Genomic DNA, 15,666 nt, shown 5'->3' with positions numbered 1-15,666 from the left:
TAATTAGAAGGGAAAACGTAAAAAATGAAAACAATTGCTATTATTGGAAGCAGTGGAGGTAATTTGTACAGTTTAGGCGGAAAAAAGCCGGAAAAGCTGTTAGAGGAAATTATTACGCAGAGCAGCAGTACAGAACTTCAAATAGGAGCTATTCAATTTATTGCAGCAGAAGAATCAATGGACTCAGCAAAAGAAAGCGTCCGTGCCAGGATTTTTACACAAAGTGCACAGGGGCAGCCGGAAGTTGCTTTTGAGGGAAGTCTGCAAGATGTAAATCAAGAGGCAGCGAGGCTCGATAAAGAAATAGCAGAGCAGATACATAACGGCCAATTAGACGGTTTAATCGTCATGAGTTCTGATCCGGAAGGGGTAAACCGGTTAACGATAGAAGCAGCAGCTGATAAAAAGCTGCCGATCGTCGGTACCGGCGGCACATCAATGGCTTTGATCGGAAGCAAAGGCGCGAAGGTTATTTCCCAATCAGGCACAACAGGCACTACCAGCCGGACAAGAGCTGTTTCTTTTATTGCCTCGCTGGCTAAACATTGGAATATGTCTTATCAGCCGGTGATTGGCAGCCGATCACAGCTGGAGGCGGGGAAACCGGCTAATGTATTTAAAAATATCAGCCTAAGGGGAATTATGGTGTCGGCGCTGCCCGGTTTTATCGCGATGGCTATTGTGCTTGCTCTGAGCCGGATTCCGGCTTTCAGCGCACTTGGAGAAGTATTTGATATTATGATTCAAGCACTCCCGGTCGTTCTGGCGGCTATCGCAGCCAAGCAGGTGTCCGATTTGGATGAAGTGTCGATCGCAGCCGGTGTTATAGCCGGAGTCCTGTCGGTGGAAGGCGGAATTATCGGTGGAATTATCGGTGGTATTCTAGCCGGAATATTTGTTCATTACTTGTTTAGAAAATGCGTGCAGTGGCGGTTTCCTATGACGACCGTTAATATCGTAGCAGGAGGGCTTTCCGGACTGGCAGCGGGTCTTATTGTGTACTTCCTGCTTGCTCCGATAGCGCTGCAGACTGGAAACGGTATTAAAGCTCTTATTGAATCTGCGATAGCTTTTAATCCAATTATGGCAGGTGCGCTTGCAGGATTGCTTATTTGGCCGGCTATACTTGGCGGTGTGTATCACGCAGCCATTCTTCCTATTGTTCTGCTGGAGATGGAAACAGCGGGAAACAGCTTCTTAGGCGCAATCGATATGGTGGGACTCGTGATGGTGTCAGCCGGCATTACCCTGGCCAATGTGATTTCTCCAAGAGATAAAGGGGAAGCAGCCGCGGCTGCTCCTGGTTTTTTAATAAATATGGGCTTTGGAACTTTTGTAGAAGCGGCATATCCATTTATGTTTTCCAATAAATTCGTTTTTGCCGGGGCTGTGTTTTCGGCTGGAGTGGGAGGAGCCCTCGTTGGGTTATTTAATGTGAGAGGCACAGCTTATGTGCCAACGTTTGCAGCACCGTTTCTAACGAATAATGCAGCTGGTTTTATTATCGCGATGGCTGCCGCCTTTATTTTAGCTTTAGTAATTACTGTTGCTGCGAATCGGGTTTCCAGCTTAAAAAGAAGCTAAACAGCAGGTATTCAAAAAGGGTTTAGGTCTGTATGCCTAAACTCTTTTTTGAGTGAAAAATATTAAGTATATTTATATAAACTTAATATATTTATTTTTAAATAGTTATTTTTAATTATTAAATATACATAAACTTCACATATTTCCTTTCAATTGCTGTTAAGTAGGTATATAATAACAGGTAATAAGGTACAATTTAAGGAGGACTTAAATTGAAAAGTGTGAAGGTAATAGATCTAAAGGAAGGTGCTGTTGTAGCCGAAGATATATATAAAGGCCCATCTCTTATTGTTAAAAAAGGTCATAATGTAACAGCTGTTTTAATACGGAAGTTAAAGCAGTGGGACATCGAATTTGTTTCAATAGAAGCAGATGATCAGGAGCATTCGAAAGAAAGAAACATTGACTTACAATCATTATCCGAAGAAAAAAGGCAGACTCTTCTGACTTTTCTGCAGGATATGCTCCAGCTCGGGAATGAGTACCGGTTCGGCTATGCGGTAAATGACGTGGACGCCTACCTTTGGATTCAGAAACTGTTTATTGAAATTACAGCGGAGAAAAGCACCTACGGTCTGCTCCAGCAGCTGAAATCCTGGGACCTTAACACGTATCACCATTCGCTTGATGTGTTTATTCTTGGATCGCTGTTCGCAAAAAAGATGGAAGTGAAGCACGTGACGGAATTTTCCAAAGCCTGCCTGCTTCATGATATCGGCAAGCTGCGGGTGGAAAAAAAGATTCTAACCAAAACTACTGCGCTGAGTTCAAGAGAAATGCTGCAGATGAGGGCCCATACAGGAGAAGGATATCATCTTCTGAAGCAAAAAGGGTACAGCGCTTATGTGACAGATATTTTGAAATATCACCATCATTCATTAAGTGTCCTCAGCAACGAGGAAGAGGAGCAGAAAAAGATCCGTAAGAGGGAACATGACATCCTCAGGCTGGTGGACGTATATTCAGCGCTGACGCTGGAACGGCCTTACAGAAAATCCCTCAGTCCTCCAAAAGCATTAAAGATAGCGATACAAGAACATAAAGATGTAAATATTAATTATATGAAATCATTCTGTGAAATGCTGGAAATCTTCCCCTTACATGCCGTCGTCCAGCTCTCGAATGATACTATTGCCGAAGTGGTGGAAGTTGATGATAAGCTGCCTACCTATCCGATCATGAAAGAAAAAAACAAGCTTAACGCTTTTTATATGCCTGTCGATCGGTCTGTTATTATCAGCAAAGTGCTTCGGTTCAAAGAGTAACACTAAAAGGGTGGGATTTACATGATTCAAGAGGATATAAAGCATTACACGGGAATTCATACTTTTTTAGAAAGAGTTTTCGAAATGATGGCTCTGAATTTTCCGGATCATACAATTTTCTTTGCCACGAATGACAGAAAAATAAATGTCATTCGAAAAGTGCTCGATCAGGCGGCACTGTGCATTCCGGAAGGGAATGAAGATCCTTATCAGGAAAGCTTCTGTCACTTAGCCATTGAGGCGCCGGAACAAAATGTAGTTATACCTGACCTTACGAAGCACAGTTTCACAAAGGAACACCGGTTCACAAAACAGACAGGCGGCGGCAGCTTTATGGGCGCAGCGGTTGCGGCGGAAGATGGAGACGCGCTGGGAACACTCTGTTTAGTAAGTGATCATCCAGCTCTATTTACGGAATCGCAGGTAACCTTATTGCAGGGGTATGCGTATATTATTGCAAGAGCGGTGGAAGTGGAACAGAGTCAGGTAAGAGACAGCCTGACAGGTCTTTACCTGCCATCCACGTTAGCTGCGTTATTTGAAAAAAGGCAGGCCGACTATACGTCGTGGAGCCTGCTCTATATTAATTTGAGCGGCACCCGCATCTTTAATGAACGCTATGGGTTTGAAACAGGAAATTTCCGCCTGCAGAAGATAGCAAAAGCGCTCTATGAGATATTTCCGGTTAGCAGCATTTTCAGCCGGACCGCCCAGGATAAATTTATTGTCATGCTTCCGTTTACAGAAAGCGAAAACTCAAGAGACGCTACAGAACTGTATGTCAATAAACTGTTACAGCACTTGAAAGATACTCCCTGTATTGTAAATGAAGAAACATCCTATATCCGCATGGTTATAGGAGCAGCGATCAGCAGCGAAACGCTCGACAGTTTTAGTAAACTTCGCGAGAAAGCAGAACAGCGGGCTGTGAGAGGGAACTTAAAAGGAAAAGAAGGACTTATTTTTACCGATAATGATGACCAGGAAAGAATGGAAATCCAGGAATTCACGATTCGTAATGCCATGCGGGAAAAAGGATTCTATGAGCAGCTGTCATTAGTCTATCAGCCTCAGGTTGAAATGCGTGAAGAAATGATTACCGGGGTCGAGGCTTTAATACGCTGGCATCACCCGGTTCATGGTTTTTTTCCGCCGAATATCTGGATTCCGCTCGCGGAACAAACCGAAGCCATGCATTCTATTGGTCTCTGGGTGTTGGAAAGAGCCTGCAGCGAAATGAAAAAGGCAAACGCTGATTTAAAGCTTTCTGTTAATGTGTCCCCGGTGCAGCTGGAGGATCCAGCCTTTCCCTGCAATGTTCACCGCATCATAGAACAGGCAGACTATCCTGCAGAACAGCTCACGTTTGAAATTACGGAAAATATTTTTATGGAAAACAATCCTGTTATTCTTAAGAATCTACTGGAACTGAAAAAAATAGGCATTATGCTTGCGGTGGATGATTTTGGAGTAGGCTATGCTTCCTTTCACCTGCTGCACCGCTTTCCGATTGATATCCTGAAAATTGACAGGCAGCTGAGCGCCGACTTAACGTCGCTTTCCAGCAAAAAAATTGTCGAAGCGATTATTGAACTGGCCTATTCGCTCGACATGCAGTGCATCGTGGAAGGCATTGAAACAAAACAACAGCACCGCTACTACCAGAAACACAAAGTGGACTGGGGCCAGGGGTATTACTACTATAAGCCAATGCCTGCGGCTGAATTTACGGAGTTGTTTACGCCTGACAAACAAATAAATACGATTGAAAAACCGGCTTCCCGTTAAAGGAAAGCCGGTTTTTTCGTATTGTTTTATTTCTCCGCTCCGTAAAATTTTGAAAAGGAAAAGCCGCGGCCGATAATTTCGGAGGCATTCAGGAAGATTACAAACGAAGACGGTTCCTGCGTCTGCAGGATTTTCTTTAAATAGACCGCTTCCTGCTGCTCCATCACGCAGAGGATCATCGTTTTCTCATCGTTCGTGTAGCCGCCGACGGACCGGACTTTCGTTAAGCCGCGGTCGATTTCCTCGCCGATAATCGTTTGAATCTGTTCTTCCCGTTCGGTAATAATAAGCACGAGCTTGGAGGGGGACGCCTGCAGTTGAACGAGATCAATGACCTTGCTCATCACAAAAATAGAAATCATTGCAAACAGGGCAATCTCCAGGCCGAACACGACAGCGGACGTGACGACCACGCACCCGTCTACGATAAACTGGGCGTATCCGCTCGAGAGGCCGGAATACTTTTTCACAATCTGTCCGAGCGTGGACAGCCCGCCGGTGGAACCGCGGCCCCGGTACACAATACCGAGTCCCACTCCGATCATAGAGCCGCCGTAAATGGCTGCGAGCAGCGGATTGTCAATGGCGAAGGGAAGATCAGCGCTTGCCCATATGACAAGCGGCACAAAAAAAGTGCCGAGCAGCGACTTCATTCCAAAATCTTTCCCAAGCAGAAGCAGGCCAAGGAAAAACAGGGGAATGTTAATGGCCCACTGCACGAAAGCGGGATTAAACTGGTAAAGCTCGTACACGATGGTGCTGATACCGGACACGCCGCCTGCTGCAAGGCGGGACGGCAGCAGAAAAATGTTGTAGGCTAATGCGATCAGGGTCGATCCAAACAGAACATAGCCAACCTCCGCGATGCGCTGTTTTTTTGTTACTATACTACTCATGTTCCTGATTCCTTTCCATCTCGCCTGAATCTGTCTCAGCTCTCCTAAAAAGTCCAATCGATTGTACCACAGTTTAGCAGGAACGAAATGAACTCATTTTATATGCAAATCCAAAAGGAATATGATATCCTTAACTTACCAATTGATAATGATAATCATTTACGGATTATAAAAGGAGGAAGTACATATGGCAGAGCACGAATTGTTTGATGTAACGATTGTGGGCGGAGGCCCGGCTGGACTGTATTCTGCTTTTTACAGCGGAATGCGCGGAATGAAAACGAAGATCCTGGAATACCAGCCGGTGCTCGGCGGGAAAGTAAACGTCTATCCGGAGAAAATTGTCTGGGATGTCGGCGGACTTCCTCCTACTTCCGGTGAAAAGCTGATTGCCCAGATGGTGGAGCAGGCAATGACGTTTCAGCCGACCGTTTGTTTAAATGAAAAAGTAACCTCTATTATTAAAAACGATGCCGCCGTTTTTGAGATTACGAATGACCGGGGGGAAGTTCATTATTCCAAAACGGTCATTATGGCGATAGGCGGAGGAATTCTCAATCCGCAGAAGCTCGAGCTCGAAGGCGCGGAAAAATACGAAATATCCAATCTGCATTACACAGTTAAGTCATTGGCCCGTTTTAAAGGCAAAAACGTCATTATTTCCGGCGGAGGCAACTCCGCAATCGACTGGGCCAACGCGCTCGAGCCGATTGCAGGGAAAGTATTTCTGACGTACCGGAAGGAATGCCCGGCGGCCCACGAAGCCCAGGTGGACAAGCTTATGTGCAGCTCGGCCGAATGCTATTTTAATACGTGCATTTCCAAGCTGATCGCTGAAAAATCAACAGAGAATATCGACCAGGTGGAGCTGACCAACGTGGAAACCGGGGAACGGAGTACGCTTCCGATTGATGAAGTAATCATCAACCACGGCTACGAGCGGGATAAATCGCTTTTGGAGAGCAATACGCTGAAAATTGATATGATTGACTCTCATTTTATCGCAGGCGATCCGTTGAACCATACGTCTGTCCCGGGCATGTTTGCCGCAGGCGATATCGTCAAGCATGACGCGAAGCTGAACCTGATTGCCGGCTGCTTCCAGGATGCGGCGAATGCGGTCAACCAGGCCAAATACTATATTCAGCCGGAGGCGGGCGACCGGGCGATGGTCTCCTCCCATAATGAAGCATTTAAGGAAAAAAATAAGAAATGGCAGAAGAAAAGTATGGCATAATAGAAGAAACGAACGAAAAGGAGGAGATCATATGATCAGCGAAACATTAAAGCAGAACTTAAATGATCAAATGAATTATGAGTTTTATTCTGCGAATGCCTATCTGGCAACAGCAGCCTACTGCTCTGCAGAAGGTCTGGATGGATTTGCTAATTTCTTCCTTGTACAGGCAGAAGAAGAACGATACCATGCGATGAAGTTTTACCACTTTTTAAACGACATGGGCGAACGGGTGATGGTGGACGGCAGCATTACGCCGAACAACAGCTTTTCTTCTTTTCTTGACTGTTTCGAAAAAAGCCTGCTTCAGGAAAAAGAAGTCACCAAGCGGATTTACCACCTGGCAGATATTGCGCTCGATGAAAGAGAGCATGCGACAATGGCTTTTCTAAACTGGTTTCTGAAAGAACAGGTGGAAGAAGAAGCGCTTTTTGACAACCTGATTCAAAAGCTGAACCGGATTGACCAGGACAGCAACGCGTTTATTATGATGGATCAGGAATTGGCGAAACGCTCGTTTACACCGGAAGATTAAAGCATTAGTTAAGAAAGGGAGGCCGCGGCCTTCCTTTTTTGTATATACACACTCTCTATTGTGAAAAAATCGACAGGAGAAAATCGTAAAAATAGGCATTATGTACTGACTAAAGTACTAGTAATTAGGAGGCGTTATGGTAGAATGGGGGCATGAGTAAAGGAGATGCATCATGCGAGGATATACGTATTACGTAGAGTGCAAGTATCACGGGCGCTGGATCCGCCTGTTCAATCAATCCATTATCAGCGCAGATGAATATAAGGCGCTGAATGACCACCATCTTTTTCTTCCTTTTTATAAAAATTGGGAATGGGGAGAAGATAAGCTGCATTATGTCCGTCAGCTGGAAGAGCGTTCGCTTCGCGTAACCAAAATGGTGAAATACGACTGTCTCCCGCACTGCCTGAAATCTAAATCGATATTTGAATTAAAAAAATGGCAGCTAACAGCAGAGGGTATCGTAGCGACCGAATATAAAACCCTTCATGCGATGCATGCATAACCAGCAAAAGATCAGCCGGAGAACGTAATTCCCGGCTGATCTTTTTTTTAAAACATACGGACCGGCTTACTTTTTTTCTGCACGAAAAATCAGCAGGTACAGGGAAAAGGACACAACGCCCAGAACCGCCATAATGATAAAAGCTTGACGTATGCCGAGAAACAGCGAATCCTCATAACTCATATCGGGACCGCCGCCTGCGCTGACCACGGTGGAAAGCAGCGTAACGCCGAGGGCCATGCCAAACTGGCGGATCGTACTGCTTAAAGCGGTACCGTGAGCCAGTTCCTCCCGGGGCAGGTCGTTCATGCCGGCGGCCACCTGCGGCATCATTGTCATCCCAATGCCCGCCATAAACAAACAGAAGATGGCAGCAATAAGAATGACCGACGTATCCGGCTGCATGAATATAAATAGAATCACGGAAGCAATCAGCAGAACAAAACCGGTATTAATTAACAACCGGCCGCCGTATTTATCATAAGCCATACCGCCGGCAAGAGACATAAAAGCAAGTACGGCCGTGCCGGGCATTAATAGAAAACCGGATACAAACGCGCTGCTGCCCTGCACGTCCTGCGCAAACAGAGGCAGAATCGTTTCTGTCGACAACAGCAGAATCCCTACAAAAAATACGGATCCTGTTGTAAGGGTATATACCGGGTAGCGAAATACCCGCACGTTTAGTATAGGAGCGGTCAGCCACAGCTGTCGTCTGCCAAACACATACAGACTGATAATGCCGGCAGCTACAGGCACCCATACACTCCAGTGCAGCAAGCCGGCTGTGCTGATATAGCTGGAACCGACGAGCAGACCGGTCAGGCCGAGCGTAGAAAGCAGCACCGAAGGAATGTCAAAGCGGGTTCTGCGCTGCTCGGTTATATTTTTTAAATAAAACATGGCTAAAAGCAGGAGCAGAAGCGTCGGCGGCAGAATAATCCAGAATAAATGCTTCCATGTATACACATCAATAATATAACCGGAAACCGCAGGTCCGGTGGCCGGCGCCACATTCATCACAAGACCGAGGAGCCCCATCGCTTTGCCGCGCTGCTCGATCGGAAAAATGAGCAGCAGCACCGTCTGGACGAGAGGGAGCATAATGCCCGCGCCGACCGCCTGGATCACCCGGGACAGAATGAGCATGGCAAAGCTGTCGGACACAAGCGCAAGAAGCGTACCCGCTGCAAGAAATAAAAACGATGTCAGCACGAGGCCTCGTGTCGTAAACCGGTCAATTAAATAGCCGCTCATTGGAATAAACACAGCAGATGTTAACAAAAATGCGGTCGTCAGCCACTGCACCTGAGCCGCATTAACGTTGAATTCTTCCATCAGCGTCGGGAACGCCGTAATCAATAGAAACTGATTAAATAAAAACAAAAAGTTCCCTCCGACAACAATAAAGATAATCAGCCGCTTCTGCGCGGTATTCAGCGTGACCATGTCTGTTTCCTCCTTTAAAGCATTCTTTCCTATTGTAACAAGGAAGGGAAAGAATAAAAGGGAATGCAGCATGTACCATTTTTTTACATATTTTCTTTTGAAAAGGAAACAGTACACTTAGGAAGAATTGTATTTATTAAAGAGTTCGGCGGTGCAGAAGCACTGCCTGTGGTAGAGGAAGCAGCAGAACAAATCATCGCAGCAGCGCCTTCCGGTTCTGTAGAAAAACCTGCAGTACCAGTTGAGAAAGAGGGCGGCAAGCTGCCGGATACGGCTGGATATGACCTGGCTTATATGCTTACCGGACTGGCAGCTGCCGGCCTTGGCTTCCTGCTTTTGCTGAGAAAAAAAAGAACAGCATAAACAATCCCCTGTGAAGAAAATCTTCAGAGGGGGTTGTTTATTTAATAACAGTGCTGGGTCGTCCATTCATACATAAGCTGCACGGCCTGATCGATGTCCTCCCAGCGGGACAGTTCAGTCGGATGATGGCTTTTGCCTCCGATGCTCGGCACGAACAGCATGACTGTTGGAATGAATTTGCTGATATGCATAGCGTCATGCCCGGCGCCGCTGAACATGGTGGTGTAGGAGAAGTTCTGCTCCCGGCAGATGGATTCCAGCTCTTCGAGAAAAGGTTCGTGAAACGTAACCGGAGGCATGTAGGAGAGTGAAGTCTCCTCCCAGCTGCCCGGTTGCTGCTCCATCGTATGTTCCACGAGTGCCATCATCTCGACAAGACGCTCGTCCAGCACCGCTTTATCCGGATGGCGGATATCGACGCTGAACACCGTTTTTCCCGGTATCACATTAATAGTAAACGGCTCTGTTTTAATCTGGCCGAAGGTGATGGTCGTCTGGTCTTCCAAATGGAGGACCCATTCATGAAGAGCAAGCATTACTTTCATAGCCATAATACCGGCGTCTGCCCGGGAGGCCATCGGTGAGGGTCCGGCATGATCGGCGTCTCCAACAATCGTGAATTCATTCCATGATAACCCCTGGATGCCTTTCACGATGCCGGTCTGCCTGCGTTTATCTTCGAGCACGGGCCCCTGCTCGATATGAAGCTCCAGAAAAGCATACGCCCGCTGCAGCCGGTTGGCTTTGTCTCCCTGCAGATCGAGCCGCTTCAGCTCCTGCTCTATCGTCACGTGATTCTGGTCCGGCAGGTTCATCATTTTTTCGGTTGCATACGTGCCTGACAGTACCCCTGAGGAAATCATTGGTATAGGAAAACGGGCGCCTTCTTCGTTTGTAAAATTGACGAGCAGAAGAGAGCGCTTCGGCGTTTGGCCGGTGTCCCGCACAGACTGAAGTACTTCCAGTCCGGCGAGAACACCGATGACTCCGTCGAACGTACCGCCGTTTGGAACGGAGTCGAGATGGGAGCCGAGTACAATTGGATCGAGCGCAGGGTCGGTGCCGGGAAGAAGACCGTACATGTTGCCAAGGTCATCCTGCGTTATGTCCAGGTCCAGCTCCTCCATCCACTGATGCAATACGTCTCTTGCCTGTTTGTCTTCGTCACTCAGCGCCAGCCGGGATACTCCGCCGCCGGAAAGCGCTCCGATGCCGGCGATCTGGGCGTGACGATCGCGTACGCGGTCGATGCTGATACGATGTGTCATGACAGGTTCCCTTCCCGTTTTTTCAATCCGCACCAGTCTGCCAGAAAAGCGGCGTATACTTTCGTTACCTGTTTCACGCTTTCCAGATCGACCCATTCATCGCCGCCGTGCATATTGCCGCCGATAGGGCCGTAGCAGGTAGCCGGTGTATCATAGTACAACGTGTAAAACCTGGTGTCAGTCGTCGCCGTGATCGGCTGGAAAGAAAGAGCGTCCTCATGTATCGTTTCGTGAGCCCGTCCGAGCGTCTGCATCATCGGGGAGTCTTCCTCTACGGAAGCGCCTTCGGCATGAAAACCGAAAAAATAAACGTTAGGCGGATGGGAAGCGAGCCACTCGTCTTCTTTTACGTACTCGAGAACCCAGGCTTTGAGTTCTTCTTTTATCTCAGCGGGATCCTGACCCGGAAACAGTCCGGCCCGCCCTTCAATAACGGTTTCAGCAGGGACGCTCGAAGGCCAGTCGCCGGATTGAATCGTGCCTATATTAATGTTCAACGGATGGGGATGATCTTTATAGGCATCCGGCCGCTCACGTTTGTTGATCATCTGTTCGTAGCTTTTCAGCGCTTCAATCACTTTATAAGATTTTTCAATCGCATTGACGGCTTCGCTTGCCCGCTCCGTATGGGCGCCGGCGCCGAGGACCGTAATGCGGAACCAGACGACGCCTACCTGGGAGGTAGAGGCTTTCATGCCAAAGGGTTCCGGGATCAGCACCGCATCGGAGTGCCACCCTCTGTCAAGCGCGGCGAGCGCTCCGTTGCCGGTACATTCTTCTTCAATCACCGTCTGCAGCATAAAAGGAGCATCCGGCTCGTAGCCTGCCTCCCGAATGGCGCGGTAGGCAAAAATCATTGCCGAAGCGCCGGATTTCATATCCTGCATGCCCCGGCCGTACAGTTTATTGCCCCGCTGGACGGGGTCCCACGGATTGGTTGACCAAAACCGGAGTGCCCCGGGAGGAACTACATCAATGTGGCTCTGGAACAGGAGGCTTTGGCCGCTGCTGCCGTGGTCTTTGGAAACGGCCGCGACGACTTCCCGTCCATCATACGGATACTCCGGGATAGAGAAGCCCGGATGGGAGGAAAGCTTTTTCACATCCGGTGTGAAACGATCGACTTCCATGTCGAGCGTTTTTTCCAGGTAATCGGCGATATAGGACTGGAGCGGCTGTTCATTGCCAAGCGTGGAAGGGTAGCGTCCGATTTCTTTCAAAAAATCAAGCTGTTCTTCCCAGTGGTTATCAATGGCTTGATGAATATCAGTAAGAGCGGTCTGTAAATGAGGCATAGAACATATCTCCTTTTGTAGTGGGATTTAAAAGCCGAGCATCATCAGGAAGTAGCCCCAGACAATCGCAGCGATAAACACAAAGCTGATGCAGATGATCATGGTTTGTTTGTACTGCTTTTTCAACTGGGCCAGGCCATCCGGACGGCTGGCAAAGTCTTTAATCGTAATTGCAGACATGCTCGTCTGCTTCATTTTTTTGTAAAAAGCCTGTTCGTGGGCGGAAGGACGCGTCGAGAAGCCGACAATAAACAGCGTCAGCACGCCGACCGCAAAGGCTACCATTAAGGAGTCAATGTGAACCGGAAGGGTAATAACCGCCCTTCGCACAAGTTCATCTACAAGAATAAAAGCGCTCGTTCCGGCGAGCATACTGCCAATAGCAGCCTGACTGTTCATGCGTTTCCACTCGAGCCCGCCTACGACAGTAGGCAGCCAGCCGACACCGAAAATCGCGCCGGCATAAATGGAAATCCAGTAAATCGCCGCCGGCTGCATAATCGCGATCACGCAGACGACCGCGGCTACAAGCACCTGGGCGTAGCGTCCGACACGAAGGCTGCGTTTTTCGCTCAGCTTTTTATCAAATAAATGTTCATATAAATCGCGCGCAAGCGCAAATCCTGTCAGAACAAACAGGGTGGAGGCCGTGGACATAATAGAAGCCATCAGACCGGCCAGGCCGAGTCCGCCCAGTGCTTCCGGTACATGGTTCATAAATCCAATAATCATCACGTTATCGGTTGTTTCAATACCAGGCTGAATTACCTGCATGCTGCCGGCTGCCAAAAAGACAATTACCTGCATAAAGGGCGCCAGAAACACGCCGATAACCGCAGCTTTTAAAATAACAAAATCGTTTTTGGCCGGGAACACCCGGGATACGAGTGCCGGTGTGCAGGAAAAAAACAAGATCCAGACGAGAAACTGTGAAATCGACCAGCCCAGCGGACGCTGCTCTGCCCCGCCGATCGTCCAGTAGAATGGAATGGTCTCGCTCAAGGCTTTCATGTTTTCAAAACCGGCCTGGCCGATTAACAATGGTGCAATCAGGCAGGAGATGGCAAGCATCGTGAACAGCATAATAGTGTCTGTTACGACCACGCCATACATGCCGCCGAGGGCACAGAACACAAGCAGAGCCAGCGTGAACAATACGATCATGAAAGGAAAAGAAATGCCGGTAACCTGGCTCAGCACAAGCCCCGCCCCAATCAGCTGAATTACACCGTAGCCAAGCAGCCCAACGATCATAATGATAAGCGCAATAATGCTGACTGTTTTGTTTTTAAAGCGCATTTCGAAAAAATCGGGCATTGTCATGCAGCCTAATGCTTTCATCTTACGGCCGATATAGACAACGGCAATCAAGGTGCCGATCCAGGCTCCGAAGGAACCAAGAGCTGCGATAACGAGCGGTCCTTCAGCATAGGACTGCCCGGCAATGCCGAGAAGCGTCACGGCACTTAAGTATGTAGCACCAAGCGTACCAACGATTAAAAGCGTGGAGCCTTTTTCCCCCATCACGTAGAAATCGGATTTGTTTTTCACGAGCCGGGCGACAAGACCCCCGGCCACTACATAAAAGATCAGTACAACAAAAAATATCGTAGTAGTCACTGGGTGCCGCTCCTCTCTGATTCAGGCTGCTGCCTGGATTTTTCCTGCTCCTGCTCCATCCGCCGGATAGCGGGAAGGTATTTTCTTCTTAAGATAATTACAACAATAACGGAAGAAATGAGTGTGGTTAAAAACGCATTTAAAAATAACACGAATACATCAATATTCATCACGTTCACCTCCTGATTCGTTTCTACCTATATACATAAGCAAAAAGCATGCCAACTTTTACCGGGCTTATCAGCTTCCAAAACCTGTTTTGACAGGTTATCAGGGAATCGGTACACTAAAAGAAAGATAACGATAGTCATATTCGGTTCGTTTGAACCGGATATGATTCGGCTGTGTAAACAATTTTGAAGTATTGAACCAATAACGACTCAAAATGAAAGAATAGTCTAAATATTAATGATTATCTGCAGGGAAGAGGAAAAAATGAAGCTGAAAACATTATTTGAGACACCAATGATTAAAGATTTATTCAATGCGCTGGAAGACGGCTTTTATTTTTCAAATGGAGAAGGAGAAACGCTCTGGAATAATGATGCGAGCGAAAAGATCCTCGGTTCGAAACGAGAGGACCTGAAAGGAAGGAGTGTATGGGAGCTCGAAGGCAGAGGGATTATGAATCCTTCGATAACAAAAATGGTGCTTGAAGCAGGCGAATCGGTGAGCTCTGTGCAGACGACGCAGCAGGGCCGGCAGTATTTCGTGAGCGGCTATATTATTCCGTGGGAGCAGGAAAAGCTGGTCGTTGTACTCTCCCGTGATATTACAAAAGACATGCAGACGACCAAGCAGCTCGAGCAGGCGGAAAACCTGCTTCGTTTTTACAGCCAGGAAGTCCGGGGCATCCGCCTGCAGCGAAACAAGGAAAAAGGCGGGCAGTTTACCGGGAAAAGCAAAGCCTTTACCAATACGCTCGACCTGTTGAAAAAAGTAGCAGCAGTGGACACGACCGTGCTGCTGTCCGGCGAAACAGGAGTAGGAAAAAGCTCGGCTGCCGGTAAAATTCACGAATTCAGCGATCGGCATGAAGGGCCATTTATTTCAATCAACTGCGGATCGATTCCGGAATCATTAATGGAGTCTGAGCTGTTCGGCTTTAAAAAGGGATCATTTACAGGCGCTTACCAGGGAGGGAAAGTCGGGCTTGTGGAACTGGCTGATAAAGGAACATTGTTTCTGGACGAAATTGGAGAAGTGCCAATGCACATTCAGTCCAAGCTTCTGCAGCTCGTGCAGCACAAGACGTATCTGCCGATTGGGGAAACGGCGCCGCGGACCGTCGATGCCCGTATCGTAACGGCAACAAATAAAAATTTAAAAGAGATGATTGCCCGCAAAGCCTTCCGCGAGGATTTGTACTACCGGCTGAACGTGCTGCCTGTTCATCTGCCGGCGCTGCGCCACCGCCAGGAAGATATTTATCCGCTCCTGCAGGTGGCCCTGGATCGTTTTAATACGCAGCATGCCAAACAGCGCCACTTTACTTCTGGTGTGCTGAAACTGCTTCAGGACTACTCGTGGCCCGGGAATATCCGCGAGCTGGAGAATGTTGTGGAGCGGATGGTCATTACAGCAGAGACGGACAACATGAATACGAGCGACCTGCCCGATGATATTATCCGGGAGGTATCGCGAGGAGAGAGTGCGTTTGCTTATGGATTAAACCGGACTCTCGCGGAGGCCGTCGAAGAGCTGGAGCAGAAGCTGATTCTGGAAGCCGAGGCGAAGTATTCCTCCACCCGTAAGGCCGCTGCCGCACTAGGTTTGTCGCAATCCTCCTATATGCGGCGAAAAAAGAAATACATCACGGATTGAACCTTCTTTTCTTTTTGGCAGAAGCGTATAATAAAAG

14 protein-coding genes are annotated in these 15,666 nt (G+C 47.9%); 8 read left to right on the top strand and 6 right to left on the bottom strand.

Features of this window, described 5'->3' with window-relative positions; all coding sequences use genetic code 11:
* The first annotated feature begins 24 nt into the window (after nt 1–24).
* The 3 genes from AC5W2J_RS01110 to AC5W2J_RS01100 all read left to right on the top strand — a co-directional run bounded on the left by AC5W2J_RS01110 (nt 25) and on the right by AC5W2J_RS01100 (nt 4,637).
* Nucleotides 25–1,584 carry a PTS sugar transporter gene (locus tag AC5W2J_RS01110; RefSeq protein WP_496057637.1) on the top strand — a complete coding sequence of 520 codons (1,560 nt, stop codon included), beginning with the start codon at nt 25–27 and terminating at the stop codon, nt 1,582–1,584.
* 221 nt (nt 1,585–1,805) lie between these two features.
* The gene (locus AC5W2J_RS01105; RefSeq protein WP_496058210.1) at nt 1,806–2,849 is read left to right on the top strand and encodes an HD-GYP domain-containing protein; all 1,044 of its coding nucleotides are present in this window, start codon (nt 1,806–1,808) and stop codon (nt 2,847–2,849) included.
* A 21-nt stretch (nt 2,850–2,870) separates the two neighbouring features.
* Nucleotides 2,871–4,637, top strand: coding sequence for a bifunctional diguanylate cyclase/phosphodiesterase (locus AC5W2J_RS01100; RefSeq protein ID WP_496057636.1), 1,767 nt, complete (start codon nt 2,871–2,873; stop codon nt 4,635–4,637).
* Between the two features lie 26 nt (nt 4,638–4,663).
* On the opposite strand, the gene AC5W2J_RS01095 is transcribed toward AC5W2J_RS01100, so the two are convergent.
* The gene (locus AC5W2J_RS01095; RefSeq protein ID WP_496057635.1) at nt 4,664–5,533 is read right to left on the bottom strand and encodes a YitT family protein; all 870 of its coding nucleotides are present in this window, start codon (nt 5,531–5,533) and stop codon (nt 4,664–4,666) included.
* A 187-nt stretch (nt 5,534–5,720) separates the two neighbouring features.
* Between AC5W2J_RS01095 and AC5W2J_RS01090 the strand changes: the two genes are divergently transcribed.
* The 3 genes from AC5W2J_RS01090 to AC5W2J_RS01080 all read left to right on the top strand — a co-directional run bounded on the left by AC5W2J_RS01090 (nt 5,721) and on the right by AC5W2J_RS01080 (nt 7,810).
* Nucleotides 5,721–6,770: an NAD(P)/FAD-dependent oxidoreductase gene (locus AC5W2J_RS01090; RefSeq protein WP_496057634.1), complete on the top strand. Its 1,050-nt coding sequence runs from the start codon at nt 5,721–5,723 to the stop codon at nt 6,768–6,770.
* Between the two features lie 31 nt (nt 6,771–6,801).
* Nucleotides 6,802–7,305 (top strand): ferritin, encoded by a 504-nt coding sequence (locus AC5W2J_RS01085; RefSeq protein ID WP_496057633.1) that lies wholly within the window; start codon nt 6,802–6,804, stop codon nt 7,303–7,305.
* 172 nt (nt 7,306–7,477) lie between these two features.
* On the top strand, nt 7,478–7,810 hold the full coding sequence (locus AC5W2J_RS01080; RefSeq protein WP_496057632.1) for a hypothetical protein: 333 nt from the start codon (nt 7,478–7,480) through the stop codon (nt 7,808–7,810).
* A gap of 66 nt (nt 7,811–7,876) precedes the next feature.
* Here AC5W2J_RS01080 and AC5W2J_RS01075 read toward each other — a convergent pair whose 3' ends face one another.
* On the bottom strand, nt 7,877–9,259 hold the full coding sequence (locus tag AC5W2J_RS01075; RefSeq protein WP_496057631.1) for a DHA2 family efflux MFS transporter permease subunit: 1,383 nt from the start codon (nt 9,257–9,259) through the stop codon (nt 7,877–7,879).
* Nucleotides 9,260–9,322: 63 nt separating this feature from the next.
* On the opposite strand from AC5W2J_RS01075, the gene AC5W2J_RS01070 reads away from it, so the two are divergent.
* On the top strand, nt 9,323–9,622 hold the full coding sequence (locus AC5W2J_RS01070; RefSeq protein ID WP_496057630.1) for an LPXTG cell wall anchor domain-containing protein: 300 nt from the start codon (nt 9,323–9,325) through the stop codon (nt 9,620–9,622).
* Nucleotides 9,623–9,663: 41 nt separating this feature from the next.
* On the opposite strand, the gene AC5W2J_RS01065 is transcribed toward AC5W2J_RS01070, so the two are convergent.
* Genes AC5W2J_RS01065 through AC5W2J_RS01050 form a run of 4 tightly spaced genes read right to left on the bottom strand, consistent with a single transcriptional unit; the run spans nt 9,664 to nt 13,975 of the window.
* The gene (locus AC5W2J_RS01065; RefSeq protein ID WP_496057629.1) at nt 9,664–10,890 is read right to left on the bottom strand and encodes a Zn-dependent hydrolase; all 1,227 of its coding nucleotides are present in this window, start codon (nt 10,888–10,890) and stop codon (nt 9,664–9,666) included.
* Nucleotides 10,887–12,185: an ArgE/DapE family deacylase gene (locus tag AC5W2J_RS01060; protein ID WP_496057628.1), complete on the bottom strand. Its 1,299-nt coding sequence runs from the start codon at nt 12,183–12,185 to the stop codon at nt 10,887–10,889. Before AC5W2J_RS01060 ends, AC5W2J_RS01065 begins: the two co-directional genes overlap by 4 nt.
* A gap of 27 nt (nt 12,186–12,212) precedes the next feature.
* Nucleotides 12,213–13,805 carry a sodium:solute symporter family protein gene (locus AC5W2J_RS01055; protein ID WP_496057627.1) on the bottom strand — a complete coding sequence of 531 codons (1,593 nt, stop codon included), beginning with the start codon at nt 13,803–13,805 and terminating at the stop codon, nt 12,213–12,215.
* Nucleotides 13,802–13,975, bottom strand: coding sequence for a hypothetical protein (locus AC5W2J_RS01050; protein ID WP_496057626.1), 174 nt, complete (start codon nt 13,973–13,975; stop codon nt 13,802–13,804). The genes AC5W2J_RS01055 and AC5W2J_RS01050 overlap by 4 nt, the downstream gene beginning before the upstream one ends.
* A 265-nt stretch (nt 13,976–14,240) precedes the next feature.
* Between AC5W2J_RS01050 and AC5W2J_RS01045 the strand changes: the two genes are divergently transcribed.
* Nucleotides 14,241–15,629 carry a sigma-54 interaction domain-containing protein gene (locus AC5W2J_RS01045; protein WP_496057625.1) on the top strand — a complete coding sequence of 463 codons (1,389 nt, stop codon included), beginning with the start codon at nt 14,241–14,243 and terminating at the stop codon, nt 15,627–15,629.
* Nucleotides 15,630–15,666: the final 37 nt, after the last annotated feature.

This window comes from Sinobaca sp. SA16-1 (assembly GCF_059510515.1).
The sequence above is the reverse complement of the archived record's forward strand: the minus strand, read 5'-3'. Positions and strand labels throughout refer to the sequence as shown.